12 protein-coding genes and 1 pseudogene are annotated in these 15,589 nt (G+C 55.2%); 9 read left to right on the top strand and 4 right to left on the bottom strand.

The window, feature by feature from the left end; all coding sequences use genetic code 11:
* Nucleotides 1-13: 13 nt before the first annotated feature.
* From QN215_RS09960 to QN215_RS09945, 4 genes and pseudogenes are all read left to right on the top strand, one after another.
* On the top strand, nucleotides 14-1,036 hold the full coding sequence (locus tag QN215_RS09960; RefSeq protein WP_369344131.1) for a DnaJ C-terminal domain-containing protein: 1,023 nt from the start codon (nucleotides 14-16) through the stop codon (nucleotides 1,034-1,036).
* Nucleotides 1,037-1,153: 117 nt separating this feature from the next.
* Nucleotides 1,154-1,696, top strand: a complete 543-nt coding sequence (locus tag QN215_RS09955) for a heat shock protein transcriptional repressor HspR (RefSeq protein ID WP_369344130.1) — start codon at nucleotides 1,154-1,156, stop codon at nucleotides 1,694-1,696.
* A gap of 345 nt (nucleotides 1,697-2,041) precedes the next feature.
* Nucleotides 2,042-3,317 (top strand): annotated as a pseudogene (locus tag QN215_RS09950) (DEAD/DEAH box helicase); the annotation flags it as partial.
* Nucleotides 3,318-3,739: 422 nt separating this feature from the next.
* On the top strand, nucleotides 3,740-4,420 hold the full coding sequence (locus QN215_RS09945; protein ID WP_369344129.1) for an HAD family hydrolase: 681 nt from the start codon (nucleotides 3,740-3,742) through the stop codon (nucleotides 4,418-4,420).
* Between the two features lie 534 nt (nucleotides 4,421-4,954).
* On the opposite strand, the gene QN215_RS09940 is transcribed toward QN215_RS09945, so the two are convergent.
* Nucleotides 4,955-5,212, bottom strand: coding sequence for a hypothetical protein (locus QN215_RS09940; protein WP_369344128.1), 258 nt, complete (start codon nucleotides 5,210-5,212; stop codon nucleotides 4,955-4,957).
* A gap of 233 nt (nucleotides 5,213-5,445) precedes the next feature.
* Between QN215_RS09940 and QN215_RS09935 the strand changes: the two genes are divergently transcribed.
* From QN215_RS09935 to QN215_RS09925, 3 genes are all read left to right on the top strand, one after another.
* Entirely contained in the window at nucleotides 5,446-8,073 is a 2,628-nt protein-coding gene (locus QN215_RS09935) for an excinuclease ABC subunit UvrA (protein ID WP_369344127.1), read from the top strand.
* Nucleotides 8,074-8,236: 163 nt separating this feature from the next.
* Nucleotides 8,237-8,857: a Type 1 glutamine amidotransferase-like domain-containing protein gene (locus tag QN215_RS09930; RefSeq protein WP_369344126.1), complete on the top strand. Its 621-nt coding sequence runs from the start codon at nucleotides 8,237-8,239 to the stop codon at nucleotides 8,855-8,857.
* 99 nt (nucleotides 8,858-8,956) lie between these two features.
* The gene (locus QN215_RS09925; RefSeq protein WP_369344125.1) at nucleotides 8,957-9,373 is read left to right on the top strand and encodes a hypothetical protein; all 417 of its coding nucleotides are present in this window, start codon (nucleotides 8,957-8,959) and stop codon (nucleotides 9,371-9,373) included.
* Between the two features lie 390 nt (nucleotides 9,374-9,763).
* Here QN215_RS09925 and QN215_RS09920 read toward each other — a convergent pair whose 3' ends face one another.
* Nucleotides 9,764-10,219: a MarR family winged helix-turn-helix transcriptional regulator gene (locus QN215_RS09920; RefSeq protein WP_369344124.1), complete on the bottom strand. Its 456-nt coding sequence runs from the start codon at nucleotides 10,217-10,219 to the stop codon at nucleotides 9,764-9,766.
* Nucleotides 10,220-10,331: 112 nt separating this feature from the next.
* Here QN215_RS09920 and QN215_RS09915 point away from each other — a divergent pair, with 112 nt between their 5' ends.
* Nucleotides 10,332-11,036, top strand: a complete 705-nt coding sequence (locus tag QN215_RS09915) for an SDR family NAD(P)-dependent oxidoreductase (RefSeq protein ID WP_369344123.1) — start codon at nucleotides 10,332-10,334, stop codon at nucleotides 11,034-11,036.
* Between the two features lie 189 nt (nucleotides 11,037-11,225).
* Here the strand turns inward: QN215_RS09915 and QN215_RS09910 are convergent, their stop codons facing one another.
* Both QN215_RS09910 and adhE read right to left on the bottom strand, forming a co-directional pair.
* Complete coding sequence (locus tag QN215_RS09910) at nucleotides 11,226-12,170, bottom strand: sugar-binding transcriptional regulator (RefSeq protein ID WP_369344122.1); 945 nt, start codon at nucleotides 12,168-12,170, stop codon at nucleotides 11,226-11,228.
* 222 nt (nucleotides 12,171-12,392) lie between these two features.
* Nucleotides 12,393-15,164, bottom strand: a complete 2,772-nt coding sequence (adhE, locus tag QN215_RS09905; protein WP_369344121.1) for a bifunctional acetaldehyde-CoA/alcohol dehydrogenase — start codon at nucleotides 15,162-15,164, stop codon at nucleotides 12,393-12,395.
* Nucleotides 15,165-15,218: 54 nt separating this feature from the next.
* Between adhE and QN215_RS09900 the strand changes: the two genes are divergently transcribed.
* Nucleotides 15,219-15,572: a hypothetical protein gene (locus tag QN215_RS09900; RefSeq protein WP_369344120.1), complete on the top strand. Its 354-nt coding sequence runs from the start codon at nucleotides 15,219-15,221 to the stop codon at nucleotides 15,570-15,572.
* Nucleotides 15,573-15,589 lie beyond the last annotated feature (17 nt).

The following is a 15,589-nucleotide window of genomic DNA, read 5'->3' as shown; positions in this document are numbered from 1 at the left end:
ACAAGGAGATTACATGGCTGAGAATGAATGGCTGAACAAGGATTTTTACAGTGTCCTTGGTATCTCCAAGGACGCAAGTGCCGAGGAGATCACGAAGGCATATCGTAAGCTGGCTAGAAAATACCATCCCGATCTGAACAAGACGGCGGAAGCTGAAGAGCGGTTCAAGGATATTTCGGAAGCCTACGACGTGTTGAATAACAAGGAACAGCGTCAAAAGTATGATGCAATCCGCCAGTTCGGCATGGGCGGCGCTCGATTCTCGGGTGGATCCGGACAGGGAGGATTCTCTGCAGATTCATTCCAGGATATGTTCGGTACCATGTTCGGCAATGGCGGTGGCAACGGTGGAAACGTTCGTTTCACCACGTCCGGAGGCGGACAGCAGGGCGATTTCTCTGATATCTTCTCTGCGTTTGGGGGAGGCCCGGGTCACCGTCGTGCCGGATTCACCGGTTCGGCATATGATCAGGCACGCCCTGCTACGCCTACAGCGGGCAAGGATCTGAAGTCGGATATCACGCTGACTTTCCGCCAGGCAGTCAAAGGCGCGACCGTTTCGCTGAGCGCCGCAGGCTCGAAGTTCAAGACTCATGTTCCGGCTGGCGTGCATGACGGTCAGCGCATCCGCTTGGCTGGCAAAGGCGCTGCTGGCAAGAATGGCGGTTCGCGCGGCGATTTGTACCTCAGCGTGCATGTGCGCACTGACCCGAAGTTCAGCCTTGAGGGGCGTGACATCGTCATGCCTCTTCCCGTAACTGTGACCGAAGCGGCTTTTGGAGCGAAGGTGGAAGCATTGGACTTCGACGGTGAGAGTGTCACGTTCAAACTCCCATCGGGCAGCTCTGCCGGAGACGCGGTTCGCATCAAGGGCAGGGGTGTGCAATCAAGGCGTGGAAACGGTGACTTGCTCGCGAAGATTGAAATACGCATGCCTGGTCGCTTGAGCATTGCCCAAAAGAAGGCGCTGAAGGAATTCGAAAAGGCAAGCGAAAGCTTTACTCAAAACATCGCCGAAGAACGGTTGAAGCAATAAGTTCAGTCAGCGGCTTCGTCGCCCGCTGGAGTGGTGTTCGGCAGTGGCGCGTGAGGGGAACCAGAGACTGAGACAGAAACTTGGGAGGTGAGCGAATTGCAGAAGGTAACGCGAGACATGCGACAGATGTATATCATCTGCGCTCGCTCACTCGTCGAGGGAAGACTCGATCTCGACAATGTCGAGGATTCAGGCTTCGACAGCGACCTGCCCGTGTTCACCGTAGGCAAGGTCGCGACACTCGCGCATATTCATCCACAGACCTTACGGCAGTACGACCGATTGGGCTTGGTAGTGCCGAAGAGAACGCAAGGCGGTGCTCGACGATATTCGCTTCGCGACATCGACAGGCTGTGCCAAGCCCAGCATCTGAGTCAGGATGAGTCGATTAATCTGGCAGGAGTCACGCGCATTCTTGCCTTGCAAGAGGAAAATCGTCAGCTTTGGCGCAAAATCAGACGCATGAGCGCACCTAGCGGTTCAAGCGTCTTCGCTGCAGGGCGCAATGGCGAAGTCATAGAAGTGCAGCGTTCAGAGCGGGCGCGTCTCTGGCGACATGAGATACACCGTGACAATGAGGAACTCGTCGTTTTTGATGACACCGACAACCTTGGTTCATCGCGTTCCTTGGTTATTTGGGGTTCGGATCAAGATTTCTAAACAATGACAGGCAATGTGCGCCTAAACTGTGCGCAATGTTGCGATTCGTAGCGAAATACACACGATGCTGTATAGTTAATACCCGTTTGGGGCTGCATTAAGCCCTCGTCGCTGGAACGCTCTGATTATCGGGATTCAATTCACGAATTTTTTGCCTTGCTTGCGACTACGCGGCAAGGCTTCGGCATGTCTGCTGCATATATGTTCATGCCCACATACGAAAGGTAACCGGTGTCTACTTCGGTTTCACAACATTCAAGAATACAAACACACGCAACACAAGACGACAATTCGAGCAATTCCAACAAGCAGCCAGTTCCATTCTCAGAACTTGGCGTTCCCGAGATGATTTGCAGGGCTCTCGCATCAGAGGGCAAGGCAACCGCATTCCCAATTCAACAGGACACCCTGCCAGATTCACTCGCAGGAAGAGACATTCTTGGCCGTGGAGAAACAGGTTCCGGCAAGACACTCGCGTTTGCAATCCCGCTGATCGTTCGACTCGGCATGCAGGGCGGAGTTGAAGACGACGAAGCTCTTGAACGCTATGAGCGTGCAATGCGCAAGCGCGGCGGTCAGCCCGAAGACGGTGGCCGCAATGCAAGGCGTGGCGGTGGCAATCGCCGTTCCAGCAAGAATCAAAGGCACATGCCTTTGCCGGAGCCACGCGGTTTGATCCTCGCTCCTACGCGTGAACTTGCAAACCAGATTAATGAGGTCGTTGAACCTCTGGCAGCACTGTGCCGCCTGCAGACCACAACCGTCTACGGTGGTGTGCGTCAGCAGCGCCAGGTCGATGCTCTCCGCTCCGGTGCGGATATCGTTGTCGCATGCCCAGGACGTCTCGAAGACTTGCTCAGACAGCGTCTGCTGTCGCTTGATGCCGTCGAAGTGACCATCCTTGATGAGGCTGACGAGATGGCAGATATGGGCTTCTTGCCTGCTGTCGAGCGTCTGCTTGAGCAAATTCCTAGCGAAGCGCAGCACATGCTCTTCTCTGCAACGCTTGACCACGGCATCGATGAACTGGTGCATAGATTCCTGCACAATCCAAAGGTGCACGAGGTTGACGATGCCACAGCGCATGTCTCGACCATGACGCATCACATCTTTGAAACCACTCAGGCCACCAAGCACGAACTCGTTCGCACCTTGGCATCCGGCAAGGGCAAGCGCATTCTCTTCACCAGAACCAAGTTCCAGGCGAAGAAACTGGCAAAGAACCTTACCAACAGTGGTATTCCGGCAGCCGAGCTTCATGGCAATCTTTCACAGAATCAGCGTGATCGAAATCTCAATGCATTCAGCAACGGTTCGGTTCGCGTGCTGGTTGCAACCGACGTCGCGGCTCGTGGCGTGGATGTCAGCGGCGTCGAGCTGGTGGTACAGGTTGATCCACCGGCAGATGCAAAGTCATTCCTGCACCGTTCGGGCAGAACCGCTCGAGCAGGCCACGAAGGTGATGTGGTGACCTTGGTGCTGCCTGAGCAGCGCAGAGATGTGCGCCGGATGCTTCGTATGGCCAACATTTCCAGCAAGCCCGTTTCGGTGACCAGCGACTCGCCAGTCGTGGAGTCTCTCGTTGGTCAGCACGCCGCGCGTGTCGATGGCTGGACTCTTGAACCGCTTGAGCCGGTTCAAGGTTCAGGCAACCACCATCGCGGCGGCCGTGGTGAGCGTTCCGGCCGCAGACATGGTCAGAACAACTCTTCTTCTCGCCCAGGATCTCGCAACGAGCATACCCGTAGCCGCCGTTCCGAGCATCAGCACAGCTCAGAGCACAGTTCAATGCGCGGCAGCGATTCTCGCGGATCTGCACCACGCAGGTACAGCAAGAAGAATCGCGCACCGTTCAGAATCTCTGGCCGCTGAGATGAGTTTCAATGGGCATCATCGCCGCTTCATCAGACAGTGATGGCAAGGCAGTGATGATACCCATTCGTGTATTCTGTAGCACGAGGGAATGTGCTCGGTGACATGACATATTCCACAGGCGGTATCACACCGAAGTGCGCAATTGGCGAACGATGAAAGGCATGATCGATGAAGCCCAAAGCCGTGTTCTGGGATATGGATGGCACCCTTATCGACTCTGAGCCTTATTGGCATCAGGCTGAAATTGAAATCGCGCACGAGCATGGTGGTGAATGGGACGAAGAGCTCGGCTGGCAGCATTCAGGTTTTCCGGTTCCCCTGTGCGCTCAGGCCATGATTGACCATGGCACACAACTCGCTGCCCCTGTCATCGTCACGATGCTGATCGAGCGAGTTGCGCAGCTTGAAGAAGAGCGCATGCCATGGATTCCCGGTACCGTCGAACTGCTTATCGAACTCGCCAAGCACGGCATTCCATCGATTCTGGTCACGGCATCACCTCGGCGCATGGCTGAGGCAGCCGTTCGTCAGGCTCCGGACAATGTCTTTGCCGGATTCGTCTGTGGTGACGATAACATACCCAAGAAGCCCGATCCAGGGCCGTACCTTCAGGCATGCAAGGTGGCAAACGTGCCTCTGTCCGACATTCAACAATGTATTGCCCTTGAAGATTCTCGGCCAGGATTGCAGTCAGCACTAGCTTCCGGCGCAACTACCGTTGCGATTACGGGGTATTCAAAGAGCCCGAATGCATACGGTCATGAGTTCGCTTCGATTGAAACGTATGCGCAGACCAGTGTGAAGATGCTGTCCGAGCTCATTGAGAGGCGCTGCATTCAGCAGGACTGATTCAGATCGATGCTCCATGCGCATGACTGAGAGCGTGCTGCCCGTGGAGGGTTTCCAGACTTAGGAAAAGGTCTCTACGATATTTGGCTCTGGTTGAGCAATGGCTTGCTGATCTCGTAAAAGACCCGCACAAAGCCAGCAATGCGGCCTATTTCCCATGCCTTCGCATCGAGCACCAATCGGTATCGCCCTGCCGAACGGGCACTCGTCATCGTCATGATAAAATCTGCGTCGGCCACCAGTCTCGGTGTAAAAAGGTTGACACATCATCGTGATCACCTCTGCTGTGTAGAAGGATAATCACATGGTAACTCGATATTGACAACAATATGCAAGGACACGCACCCGACTTGGGTGCAGATCATAACAGCACAGAGTATGAGATCAACAACTATCAGATCAGCGACGATTACATCACTATATGAAAATGCCCGTCCACATGACGTGAACGGGCATTCATAGAACTCACCGGAAGTCTGTCGGCTATCATTCACATGAATCTGCCGACGATCCTATCCGATTACACGAGATGCTTCAGCGGGCTGCATCCTTGGCATCGTTCTTGAACTCGACGCCCTTTTGTTCAGCCTTGGCTCCTGCGACTTTTGCATTGGCCTTCAGCTCGTCGCCTTTATCCGAGGCAATGTCTTTTGCCTCGTCGACCTTGTCAGAACCAGCCTTCTTTGCATCTGCAAACTTTTCGCTGACTGCATCCTTCAAGTCTGCTGCAGCATCCGAAACCTTATCACCAGCGTCTCTGGCAGCTTTCTTGGCATCATCCATTAATCCCATTGCAACCCCCTTCGCTTGTTGAACATAACAATGTCGAATATACAGGTTCACAGCTCAAAAGTGTTGTAATTGCTATAAATCGGCGTGTAATCAGCAGTGAGCTGAGAAACGCCGAACGATTTCGACTCACTGCTGAAGTCATATCAACACAAAGAATGAGGAGTAGCTTATGTAGTTGTTAGGACTGAAACGGTTGCAGTGAAGCCAAGGAAGGGCACGAAGTCAAGCAGCATATGACAGCATCGAGCGCAGCTCAGCAGCAGAGCGAACCCAAGGCAATAGAAATCCGCGGAGCTCGCGTCCACAATTTGAAGAACATCGATCTTTCCATTCCCTTGCACCAGCTTGTCGGGATTGCTGGAGTCTCTGGCTCTGGTAAATCTTCGCTTGCTCTGGGAGTCCTCTATGCAGAAGGGTCACGACGCTATCTGGATGCGCTGTCCACGTATACGCGCAGACGCATGACCCAGACTGCAAAGTCGTTGGTGGATTCGGTGGCGTACATTCCGCCAGCCCTGGCATTGCGTCAGCGGCCAAGTGTCGGGGGAGTGCGTTCGACCTTCGGAACTTCGACGGAACTGCTGAACGTCCTGCGCCTGATGTTCTCGCGCCTGGCATCTCATCGTTGCCCCAACGGGCATTACCATGCACCCTCAATGAAGGTGGCTGCCGAGATCGCATTCAACTGTGAAGTGTGCGGCAAGCCGATACACGCACCGGGCGCCGAAGAACTGGCGTTCAATACTCTCGGGGCATGCCCGACATGTCAGGGAACGGGAATCGTTCGCGACGTTGACGACTCGAAGATCGTTCCCGATCCCACGCTGACCATTGACGAAGGAGCCGTGGTTCCTTGGCGCACATTCGGATTCAACGTGCAACCTGCCATAGTGCATGAATTCGGCGTTCGCATTGACGTGCCGTGGAATCAGCTCACGACTCGTGAAAAAGACATCGTCTTCAACGGTCCTGAGGAGAAGAAGCATATTACCTTCACGTCGGTCAAAGGCGTGCACGAGCTGGATTTCACCTTCCGCAATGCACGTCTGACAGTGTTGGATGAACTCAAGCGAGCCAACGATGAAAGGCGTCTGGCCAAGGTTTCCAAGTTTGTGGTTGAGCGCGAATGCCCAATGTGCAAGGGCACAAGGCTCAGCACATTAGCGCGAGCTCCAAGGATTGAAGGGCACAATCTGGCAGAAGTGACAGCCTGGCCGCTCACGACAATACGGCAGTGGGTTCCGACGATTCCTGATACCTTACCGGCTTCCATGCGAACGATGGCACAGGATCTCGTTGATGCGTTCATGCTGATGAGTCGAAGGCTGGAACAGTTGGGCCTAGGCTATCTGACGCTTGACCGCTCGTCCGCTTCGCTTTCCACAGGCGAACGCCAGCGCGCGCAGCTGTCGCGTGCGGTTCGCAACGAGACGACCGGTGTGCTGTATGTGCTTGATGAGCCATCAACCGGTCTGCATCCCAGCAATATTGAGGGTTTGATGGGCGTCATGCGTGACTTGCTGGCCGATGGCAATTCAGTCGTGCTGGTAGATCATGACACCGGTGTGTTGAAGCGCGTCGACCATCTCATCGAGATGGGGCGGGGTGCAGGCCGGTTGGGTGGCGAGGTAATAGCTCAGGGGACGCCCAGCGAAATCGCTGTGAACCCAAGGTCTCGAATCGGCGGTTTTCTGGACGATTCCGAAGCTGTGCTATGTCGAGTTCGAAGCACAGTCGACTTGCAGTATGATCCATGCATCCATATGACAACCTCGCCTATTCACACGGTGCATGCCTTGGACGTGCGAGTGCCGAAAGGCAGAATGACTGCAGTTACCGGCGTATCAGGCTCAGGCAAAACCACGATGGTGCTCGAATCGCTGGTGCCTGGCTTGGAAGCACTATCGCAGAATGACAAGTTGCCAGCACATGTAACATCTCTTGAAAACGCTGGGATAACACGTATTCGGGTTGTTGACTCAACGCCGATAGGCATCAATGTGCGTTCAACGGTTGCAACATACTCAAGCATCATGGATGCATTGCGACGTGTGTTTGCGGCAACCGACGATGCCCGCAAGCGAGAGCTCAAGCTCTCAGATTTCTCATATAACACCGGTTCACTGCGTTGCCCGGAATGCGATGGAACGGGTCAGATCAGTCTGGACGAGCAGTTCCTGCCTGATGCAACGATCACCTGCCCGGTGTGCGAAGGCTCTCGCTACAAGCCGGAAATCAACGATATCCATGTGCGGCTTGCATCGGCTGAAGCTTCGCACAGCTATACGCTTCCCGAACTGCTCGATATGGGTGTTGACGACGCGTTGACGCTCTTTGCCGAGTACGAGCGAGCCAACCATGGGCTTGCTCACAATGGACTTGCAAGCCATGAGCCCAAAGATCGGACTGCACCCGATGCTTTGATTCCGCAGGCAAGTCTACGACGTATTCACAAAGCGCTTGCCACACTGAGCGATCTGGGACTTGGATACGTCAAACTCGGGGAGGACACCCCTTCGCTTTCTGGCGGAGAGGCTCAACGGCTGAAGCTCGCCAATGAATTAGGCAAACGGCATTCGAGCACAATGTTCGTGCTTGACGAGCCGACAACCGGGCTGCATCCTCTCGATGTGAGGACGCTGCTCAAGGTGCTGCAACGCCTTATCGACAAGGGTGCGACCGTTGTGTTCATCGAACACGACCTCGACATGATCGCCAATGCCGATTACGTCATCGATATGGGTCCTGGTGGCGGTCAGGCAGGTGGACGCATAGTGGCATCGGGTACGCCGGATGACCTTGCTTCCAACCCAAACAGCATTACCGGCACGTATCTGCACGAGCATCTCAAACTCGCTTAATCCTCATATGCACGTCTTTCTGGTGTCTCCGTGTCGTCGCTACAAGAATGTCTTCTTGTCGTCGTGCCTCGACTCATGATTCCGGTGTGAGCTGATTGCTTCGTGTTGCATCGCAATCTCGAGTATCTGGGGAATAAGATGGGCAGAGTCAATTGGAGGATATATGCGCTCGCTATTTCTCACCTCTAGGTTTGCACCTCTGGCTGCTGAGTTCTCTGAATTCACAGGCGGCGACTGCAAGGGGAAAACAGCATGCCTTATTCCTACTGCGAGTTCGCACCAGACCTTCAAACATTTTGAGAATGTGGAACGAAAGGCGCTGACTGCCTTGGGCATCAGCGTGTCGGATCTGGAAGTCACTCAGGCTTCTCCCAAGGAAGTTCAAGAACGCATCGCCATGAGCGATTATGTTGTGGTCACCGGTGGCAACACCTTCTATCTTCTGCAGGAGCTGCGCAAGAGTGGCGCGGACCAGGCAATAATCAACCATATCAATGCGGGGAAAACATATATCGGAGCTTCTGCAGGTTCAGTGGTTCTTTCTCCCAACATCGATTACATTTCGCATATGGATTCCACAGATGCCGCTCCCGAACTTCATGGTGATTATGCCGGACTTGGCGTGCTTGACTTCTACCTCTTGCCGCATGTTGGTAACTTTCCATACAAGGCAGCTGCCAAGGCAATTCAGCGTGACTACTCGCACCGTTATGATCTGCATGCCATATCGAATCGTGAAGCGATTGTGATTCATAACGATTCCGAAAGCGTCGTGCGAGTCTAAAGCTTGTGTGCCAAGGTTCAGAAAAAATAATTTCTCTAAGAGTGTGCTACGGATGAAAGCTGCAAGATGGGAGTACCCTTGTGCGAAAGGGGGATGACTATGGCAAGCGACAAGAATAAAAACAAGAACAAAGACCGCGACGATGAGGAAGACTTCGGAGATTCCGAGCAAACCAATGATACCTACGGGTGGGGTGACGACGAAGAACCCCAGCATGGGCATATGAAACTGTTCTGTGCCATTGCTGTGATTGTGGGTATTGCGTTGTTCTTCTACTTCAAGTATTGCCGTGAAGCAAAGGTAGAGATTCCGAAGGATTGGCAGAAGACCATCGACCGTGGCAACAAGCAGGTTCGTAGGGCAGTGAATGAGTCTCTGAACAATGCGACCGCAGCGGTGAATGAGACGGTTAAAAATGCCGGTTCAGCCGTTGATCAGACCGTGAAGCATGCAAGTTCCGCCGTTGATGACGCAACTTCCAAGATTCGTGGATCGGTACAGCAGATTCTCAACTGATTCCTTTCCAGAAGTATCAATATCGCGCAATTTCTTTCGAAATTGCGCGATATTGCATTGCATTATCGGGAGATGTTGAGTTTTGCGGCAATTCCAAAGTATCAATAGGCGAAATCGTTGAATTTCTATTGAAATTATGCGCTACATAGCTCTTCTTACTTTGGAATTGCCGCAAAACTCAACATCTCGCGTTGTGGGACCTCGTTCTGTGGGGCGAGCATGAAGCAGTTCCAATATGCAGCTAACAGTTGTGGCAATGGTGCTTACAGCCCCATGAGCATGGCCGTTCTTCAATAGGCTGGGATTCTCCCAATGGTGAAATAGTATTGCCGCCCGCACTGGTTCTGCTGAGCGCGCCAACGCAGCTGCGCTCACTGCAGCAAATCAGGGCTATGGATGCATTGTTGCTATGAGACGAGTGGTGATCTTCTCAAGATTTTGAAGCTCTTCAGCATTCAAATCTGCCAGCACCTTGCTATGCATGACGGACACGAAGCTTACCGTGGCATGTTCCAACCGCGCCTTCCCCTCGTCACTAATGTGGATCTCCACGGCGCGTCCCGGACCGTCGAGTTTGATCTTGCGGACAAGGTGCTCGCTTTCGAGCTGAGTGATGACTCGTGACAGGCGTGCCATTGTGGTGTTGGTGCAGGCTGCAAGTTCCTTCAGTCGCATGCCGTGACACGGTTGTTTGGAGAGTTCCGACAATGTGAAGAATGCAAACTGGCTGATACCTGTATCATGCTGAAGTTCGGCATTGACTATGCCTGGCAGCAATTCGCTCACTCCTGCCAGAAGCAATGCGCAATGAAGAAAATTTGAATCGGGTGACGTACTGGTATCCATGCCCACAGTGTATCAACTCCATTCGTTCAAGTTGTAATTACAACTTAATAGTGTATATTGTAGATACAATTTCAAATTGTATCTACAATTACAATATTGGTAAGGAGCCTTCATGACAAACGTTATTGCAATTTTCGGAGCTGGAACCGGTCTTGGACTGTCGCTGGCACAGCGATACGGACGGGCAGGGTACCACGTTGCCTTGGTGGGTCATAACCCGGAACATCTCAAAGACTTGACCGAAAAGCTTGAAGAAGAGGGTATCGAGACTTTCGGCGTCACTGCCGACTTAAGGGAAGTGGACAGCGCTCTGTCCGCTGTGTCTGCGATACGTGAGCATTTCGGTCGCATCGACGTTCTGGAATACAGCCCGCTGCCTGCACAGATGGGTTTTGTGCCAGCATTGCAGTTGGATGCCCACACCATCGAAACGATGTCTGGGATTTTTCTGCTCAGCCCAGTGAGCATCATTCACGAGGTGCTGCCAGAAATGGTCGAGCGGAATTCCGGTGCAATATTCCTCACGCACGGTGCTACAGTGCTGCACCCGTCGCCCAATCTCTCGGGAATCGGTACGCTTCAGGCATCTGTCAGACACTACCTCATGTCACTCAAGACCGAACTGGCGGATACGGATATCGTGCTCGGATCGGCGGTGATCACAGCGTTGATCAAGCGTAGCGCGACTGCCGAAACCATTCCAGAGAGCCAGCTTGCACAGATTCCGTCAATCGATCCTGATGATATTGCGACGACATACTGGAATATGCAGCATGGCGATGGAAACTTCGAGGTTGTGCTTCCTGCCATGTCCTGAAGTCCCCGGAATTCTCGTAGTCTCGCCTACTCATTGCCCACTCGTCACGCGATAGATGACTATAGGTGACTATAGATGACTATAGATAGGCAATGGGTTGGCGATAGGCGTGCTGCAGGGTTGACGATAGGCGAGCGAATGAAAAGCAATCTGGTGCAGCCATGGAACGAATATTCGTGGCTGCACCTTTCAGCGTTCCAAGATGGCGGTGGCCAAGGCATCGTCAGTCACGAGATCGGTGATGATGCCCGCCCGTGAAACGGCTTGAATCGCAGGGGCTTTCAGTGCTCCACCTGCCACGGCGATGACCTGTGGAATGGAGTTCAGCTCCTCATAGTTGATCGATACGCAGCGTCTCTGGAACGAAGGGTCAACCATTTCGCCATATTCATTGACAAGGATGCCGGCGATGTCTGCGATGCAGCCTTTTCGGGCCATGTCTTTTGCTATGTCATCGTCAATGAGGGATTGGATCTGCGTGTCGGGCGGATCCCAGCATCCGACGGAGAGCACTGCGGTGGTGATGGCGGGGAAGAGTTGGAATGCCTTGCTGACCGCAGGATTGGCCTTCAATATTCGAGCGGTATGTTCATCTCCCACAATCATTGGCGCGAAAATCGGGTATACGGCACCTCGCGCGTATTGCGAAGTCTTGCGTACGATTTCGATTGGTGATTCGGTGAAATCGGCGCTCAGCGTTCCTGTGAGTTGGACCACCGTCAAACGTGGGAGTTCGCGCAGATGCGAAGCCAGTGCGGTGAGTGTCCTGCCCCAAGTGAGTCCCAGCACTTCACCATCGTGCAGCAGTGAGCTGAGCAGCGTTGCCGCCGCATTGCCGATTTGGTCGCGTACCGCATCCTGATTGCCGTGTGTGCGTATGACATGACAGCTTCGGAGCCCCAAGATTTTTGCCAGACGCTCAGAGAGCAGGGGGTCGGAAAACCCCTCGTCATTGATGGTGATGCTGACCATGCCTTCTTCGCGGGCTTCGTCGAGCATGCGGCCGACGCGATGTCGGGAAATGCCGAGCTGCTGCCCTATTTCAATTCGAGAATGGCCTTCCAGATAATATGCGCGGGCGATGGAGGCCATAAGCTCACGACGCTCGACCTCTTTCCGACTACGTTCACTCATACGGCCATTCTATCGTAACGAGAAGTTGCGCTAAGCAGTGGAGCAGAGCAGTAGAGCAGTAGAGCTGAGCGGTGGAGCTGAGCAGCAGACAACGGTGATATGAAATATCCTCTGCACACCGGTTATGAAGTGTGCAGAGGATATCTCTTAAGGAAGAAGCCGAAAGCCCGGTCCTACGCCCGCTCTCCTATGGGTGAGCTGGATGCAGGACGTGGGTTCAGTTCAGGCGCGTTGCGAGGCTTCTTCTGTTGCGGTGACTCCTTCGCGTTCGACGCGTTTGTTGTGTGCTTCTTGTTGGCTGATGCCGTAGTAGGCGGCGATGGCGATGTCCTTCATGTCTTCGATCTGGGGGATGCGGGGGTTGGCTGGCGCGCACTGGTCTTCGTAGGCGCGCATGCCGATCTGGTCGAGGATGTTCCAGAAGTGGTCCTCGTCCACGCCCGCGGCCTGGAAGGACGCGTCCATGCCGAGCCTGTCGTCGCGGTAGTCCTCGAGGGCGCTCGCGAGGCTTTCCACGCCCTGTTCGGGGGTGTCGGCCTTCAGTCCCAGGTTCCTGGCGATGTCCTGGTAGCGCTGCGGGGCGATGTACTTGCCGTACTTGGGCCAGCTGGTGGGTTCCTGGGGGACCTGCCCGTTGTATCGCACGATGTAGGGCAGCAGGATCGAGTTGGTGCGTCCGTGCGCTATGTGGCACAGCGCGCCGATGGTGTGGGCCATCGCGTGGCACATGCCCAGGAACGCGGAGCCGAACGCCATGCCGGCCATCGTGGCGGCGTTGTGCATCCTCTCCTGCGCGGCCTTCCTGGCTTCGGGGTCCTTCTCGTTGACCGAGGGGTCGAGGTTGTCCCAGATCAGCTTCGCCGCGTGCAGGGCCATGCCGTCGGTGAAGTCGTTCGCATACACCGACACGTACGCCTCGATCGCGTGGGTCAGCGCGTCGAAGCCCGCGTCCGAGGCGAGCCGGCGTGGCTGGGTGCGTGCCAGCACCGGGTCCACGATCGCCACGGAAGGGGTGAGCGCGTAGTCGGTGATGGGATACTTGTACCCGGTCCTGTGGTCGGTGATGACCGCGAACGGGGTCACCTCGGAACCCGTGCCCGACGAGGTCGGGATGCACACGAGCTTCGCCTTGTCGCCCAGCGGGGGGATCTTGAAGGCGCGCTTGCGGATGTCGAAGAACTTCTCGCGCACGTCAGCGAACGTGATCTCGGGATGCTCGTAGAGCAGCCACATGATCTTCGCCGCGTCCATGGGACTGCCGCCGCCGACCGCGATGATCGTGTCGGGCTCGAACTCGTCGCGCATCATCCTCGCGCCACGCTCGACGGTCTCCACGCTCGGCTCGGGCTCGACGTAGTCGATGATGCGGAACGTCACCCGCTCGGCTCGGGCGCGCAGCTGGTCGACGACCTTGTCCACGATGCCCAGCCGCTCCATGACCCTGTCGCACACGATCACGGCCTTCCTGATGCCGTGCATGTCGCGCAGATAGCGTATCGCGTTCGCCTCGAAGTAGGTCTTCGCCGGGATCTTGAACCATTGCATGTTGTTGTTCCTCCGCGCGATGCGCTTGACGTTGATCAGGTTCACGGCCTGCACGTTGCCCGACACCGAGTTGCCGCCATACGAGCCGCAGCCCAAAGTCAATGACGGGGCGATGGCGTTGTAGATGTCGCCGATGCCGCCCAGCGAGCTCGGCTGGTTCCAGATGATACGGCACGCGTGCATGCGCATGCCGTACTCGCGCACCAGCTGCTCGTCGTTGGTATGGATCGCGGCCGTGTGGCCCGCCCCGTGCTCGAGCATCCGCTCGCACATGACGAACGCCTGCTCCCTGTCCTTGGCCTTCAACACGGCCTGCACCGGGGCGAGCTTCTCCATCGTCAAGGGCTCCATCTCGCCGACCTCCCGGCACTCGGCCGCCAGGATCGTCGCGTCCCCGGGAATCGTGAACCCTGCGGCCTCGGCGATGAACTGGGGAGACTTGCCCGGCACCACGCTGTTCAGCTTCGGCCTGCCGCCCGAATACGAGGTGACGCCGAACATGTACCGTTCGAGCTTCGCCTTCTCGTCCGCGTTCACGAAGTACGCCCTGCGACGCCTCAGCTCCGCGACCAGACGGCCGTACACGTCCGCGTGCGCGATGATCGCCTGCTCCGTCGCGCAGATCATCCCATAGTCGAAATGCTTCGACAGGACCAGATCGTTCGCCGCACGCTCGACGTCCACGTCCTTGTCCACATACGCCGGAGCGTTGCCCGGACCCACGCCCAAGGCCGGCTTGCCCGACGAATACGCGGCCTTGACCATGCCCGGACCACCCGTCGCGAGAATCGTCGCGATGCCCGGATGCCTCATCAACGCTCCCGTCGCCTCGATCGAGGGATGCTCGATCCACTGGATGCAATCCGCGGGCGCACCGGCCGCGACCGCCGCGTCACGCACCACGCGCGCCGCCTCCACCGAACACCGCTGCGCGAAGGGATGGAAGCCGAACACTATCGGACAGCGCGTCTTCAACGCGATCAGCGACTTGAAGATCGCCGTCGACGTCGGATTCGTCACCGGCGTCACCCCAGCCACCACACCAACCGGCTCCGCGATCTCCACGATCCCGTTGACGTCATCCTCGCCAATCACGCCCACCGTGCGCTGCCTGGCCAGATAGTTCGTCACATGCTCGCACGCGAAAATGTTCTTCGTGGCCTTGTCCTCGACCAGACCACGCCCAGTCTCCTCCACAGCCATCTTCGCCAACACCAAATGCTTGTTCAACGCCGCAATCGAAGCCTTCGCCACAATGTGGTCAACCTGTTCCTGATTGAGATCTTCAAACTTTTTGAGAGCAACCAGACCCCTGGTAACCAGAGCGTCCACTTCGCGCTCGGCATCCGAGGGCTGATGCGTGGTTTCAGAAGCATGGTGAGAGGTGTCAGTCTTCTTCGATGGAGCTTGTTCTCCTGTGGGCTTCTTTACTGCTGTTGTGCTTGTCATACCCTATCCTCCTTGAGAATAATGGAAACATGAGATTCACATCTGTATCGGTAGATGCTAGTCGTCGCTGACCATGTACAACATAAGCCTGCCACACTCGATGAAGCAAAACATTGTTTTCAGCAAAAGCGCAAGAGAAGCGACGAATGGTGGGCGACAAACCGTTATGAAGTCAGCCATCGTTGCAATACAAGGGATACGGAAGGTTTAGTTCGCGAAGGTCTTTTCTTGACGACACGAAGATTTGTGACATATACCATTGAGTCTGACCCTTTCGCATCGCAGGATGCGGTTATCGCCTTCGTGTTCATCTCCATCGATTTTTCCCGGTATCAGAGGGTTGGTATGGATATGAAATACAGCTTTCAGACAGTGTTGAACGGCTTTCAGAGGTCACAAAACTACTAAAGATTGTGACAAAACTA

Source organism: Bifidobacterium sp. WK041_4_12 (assembly GCF_041080795.1).
Classification (GTDB): Bacteria; Actinomycetota; Actinomycetes; order Actinomycetales; family Bifidobacteriaceae; genus Bombiscardovia; species Bombiscardovia aquikefiricola.
This window is presented reverse-complemented; position numbering and strand designations above follow the sequence as displayed.

Bases quoted from the DNA above. Each gene is read 5' to 3' on its own strand.
- QN215_RS09945 (WP_369344129.1), top strand. From the start codon at position 3,740: ATGAAGCCCAAAGCCGTGTTCTGGGATATGGATGGCACCCTTATCGAC.
- QN215_RS09960 (WP_369344131.1), top strand. From the start codon at position 14: ATGGCTGAGAATGAATGGCTGAACAAGGATTTTTACAGTGTCCTTGGT.
- QN215_RS09920 (WP_369344124.1), bottom strand. From the start codon at position 10,219: ATGGATACCAGTACGTCACCCGATTCAAATTTTCTTCATTGCGCATTG.
- QN215_RS09935 (WP_369344127.1), top strand. From the start codon at position 5,446: ATGACAGCATCGAGCGCAGCTCAGCAGCAGAGCGAACCCAAGGCAATA.
- QN215_RS09940 (WP_369344128.1), bottom strand. From the start codon at position 5,212: ATGGGATTAATGGATGATGCCAAGAAAGCTGCCAGAGACGCTGGTGAT.
- QN215_RS09955 (WP_369344130.1), top strand. From the start codon at position 1,154: ATGCGACAGATGTATATCATCTGCGCTCGCTCACTCGTCGAGGGAAGA.
- QN215_RS09915 (WP_369344123.1), top strand. From the start codon at position 10,332: ATGACAAACGTTATTGCAATTTTCGGAGCTGGAACCGGTCTTGGACTG.
- QN215_RS09925 (WP_369344125.1), top strand. From the start codon at position 8,957: ATGGCAAGCGACAAGAATAAAAACAAGAACAAAGACCGCGACGATGAG.
- adhE (WP_369344121.1), bottom strand. From the start codon at position 15,164: ATGACAAGCACAACAGCAGTAAAGAAGCCCACAGGAGAACAAGCTCCA.
- QN215_RS09900 (WP_369344120.1), top strand. From the start codon at position 15,219: ATGCTAGTCGTCGCTGACCATGTACAACATAAGCCTGCCACACTCGAT.
- QN215_RS09930 (WP_369344126.1), top strand. From the start codon at position 8,237: ATGCGCTCGCTATTTCTCACCTCTAGGTTTGCACCTCTGGCTGCTGAG.
- QN215_RS09910 (WP_369344122.1), bottom strand. From the start codon at position 12,170: ATGAGTGAACGTAGTCGGAAAGAGGTCGAGCGTCGTGAGCTTATGGCC.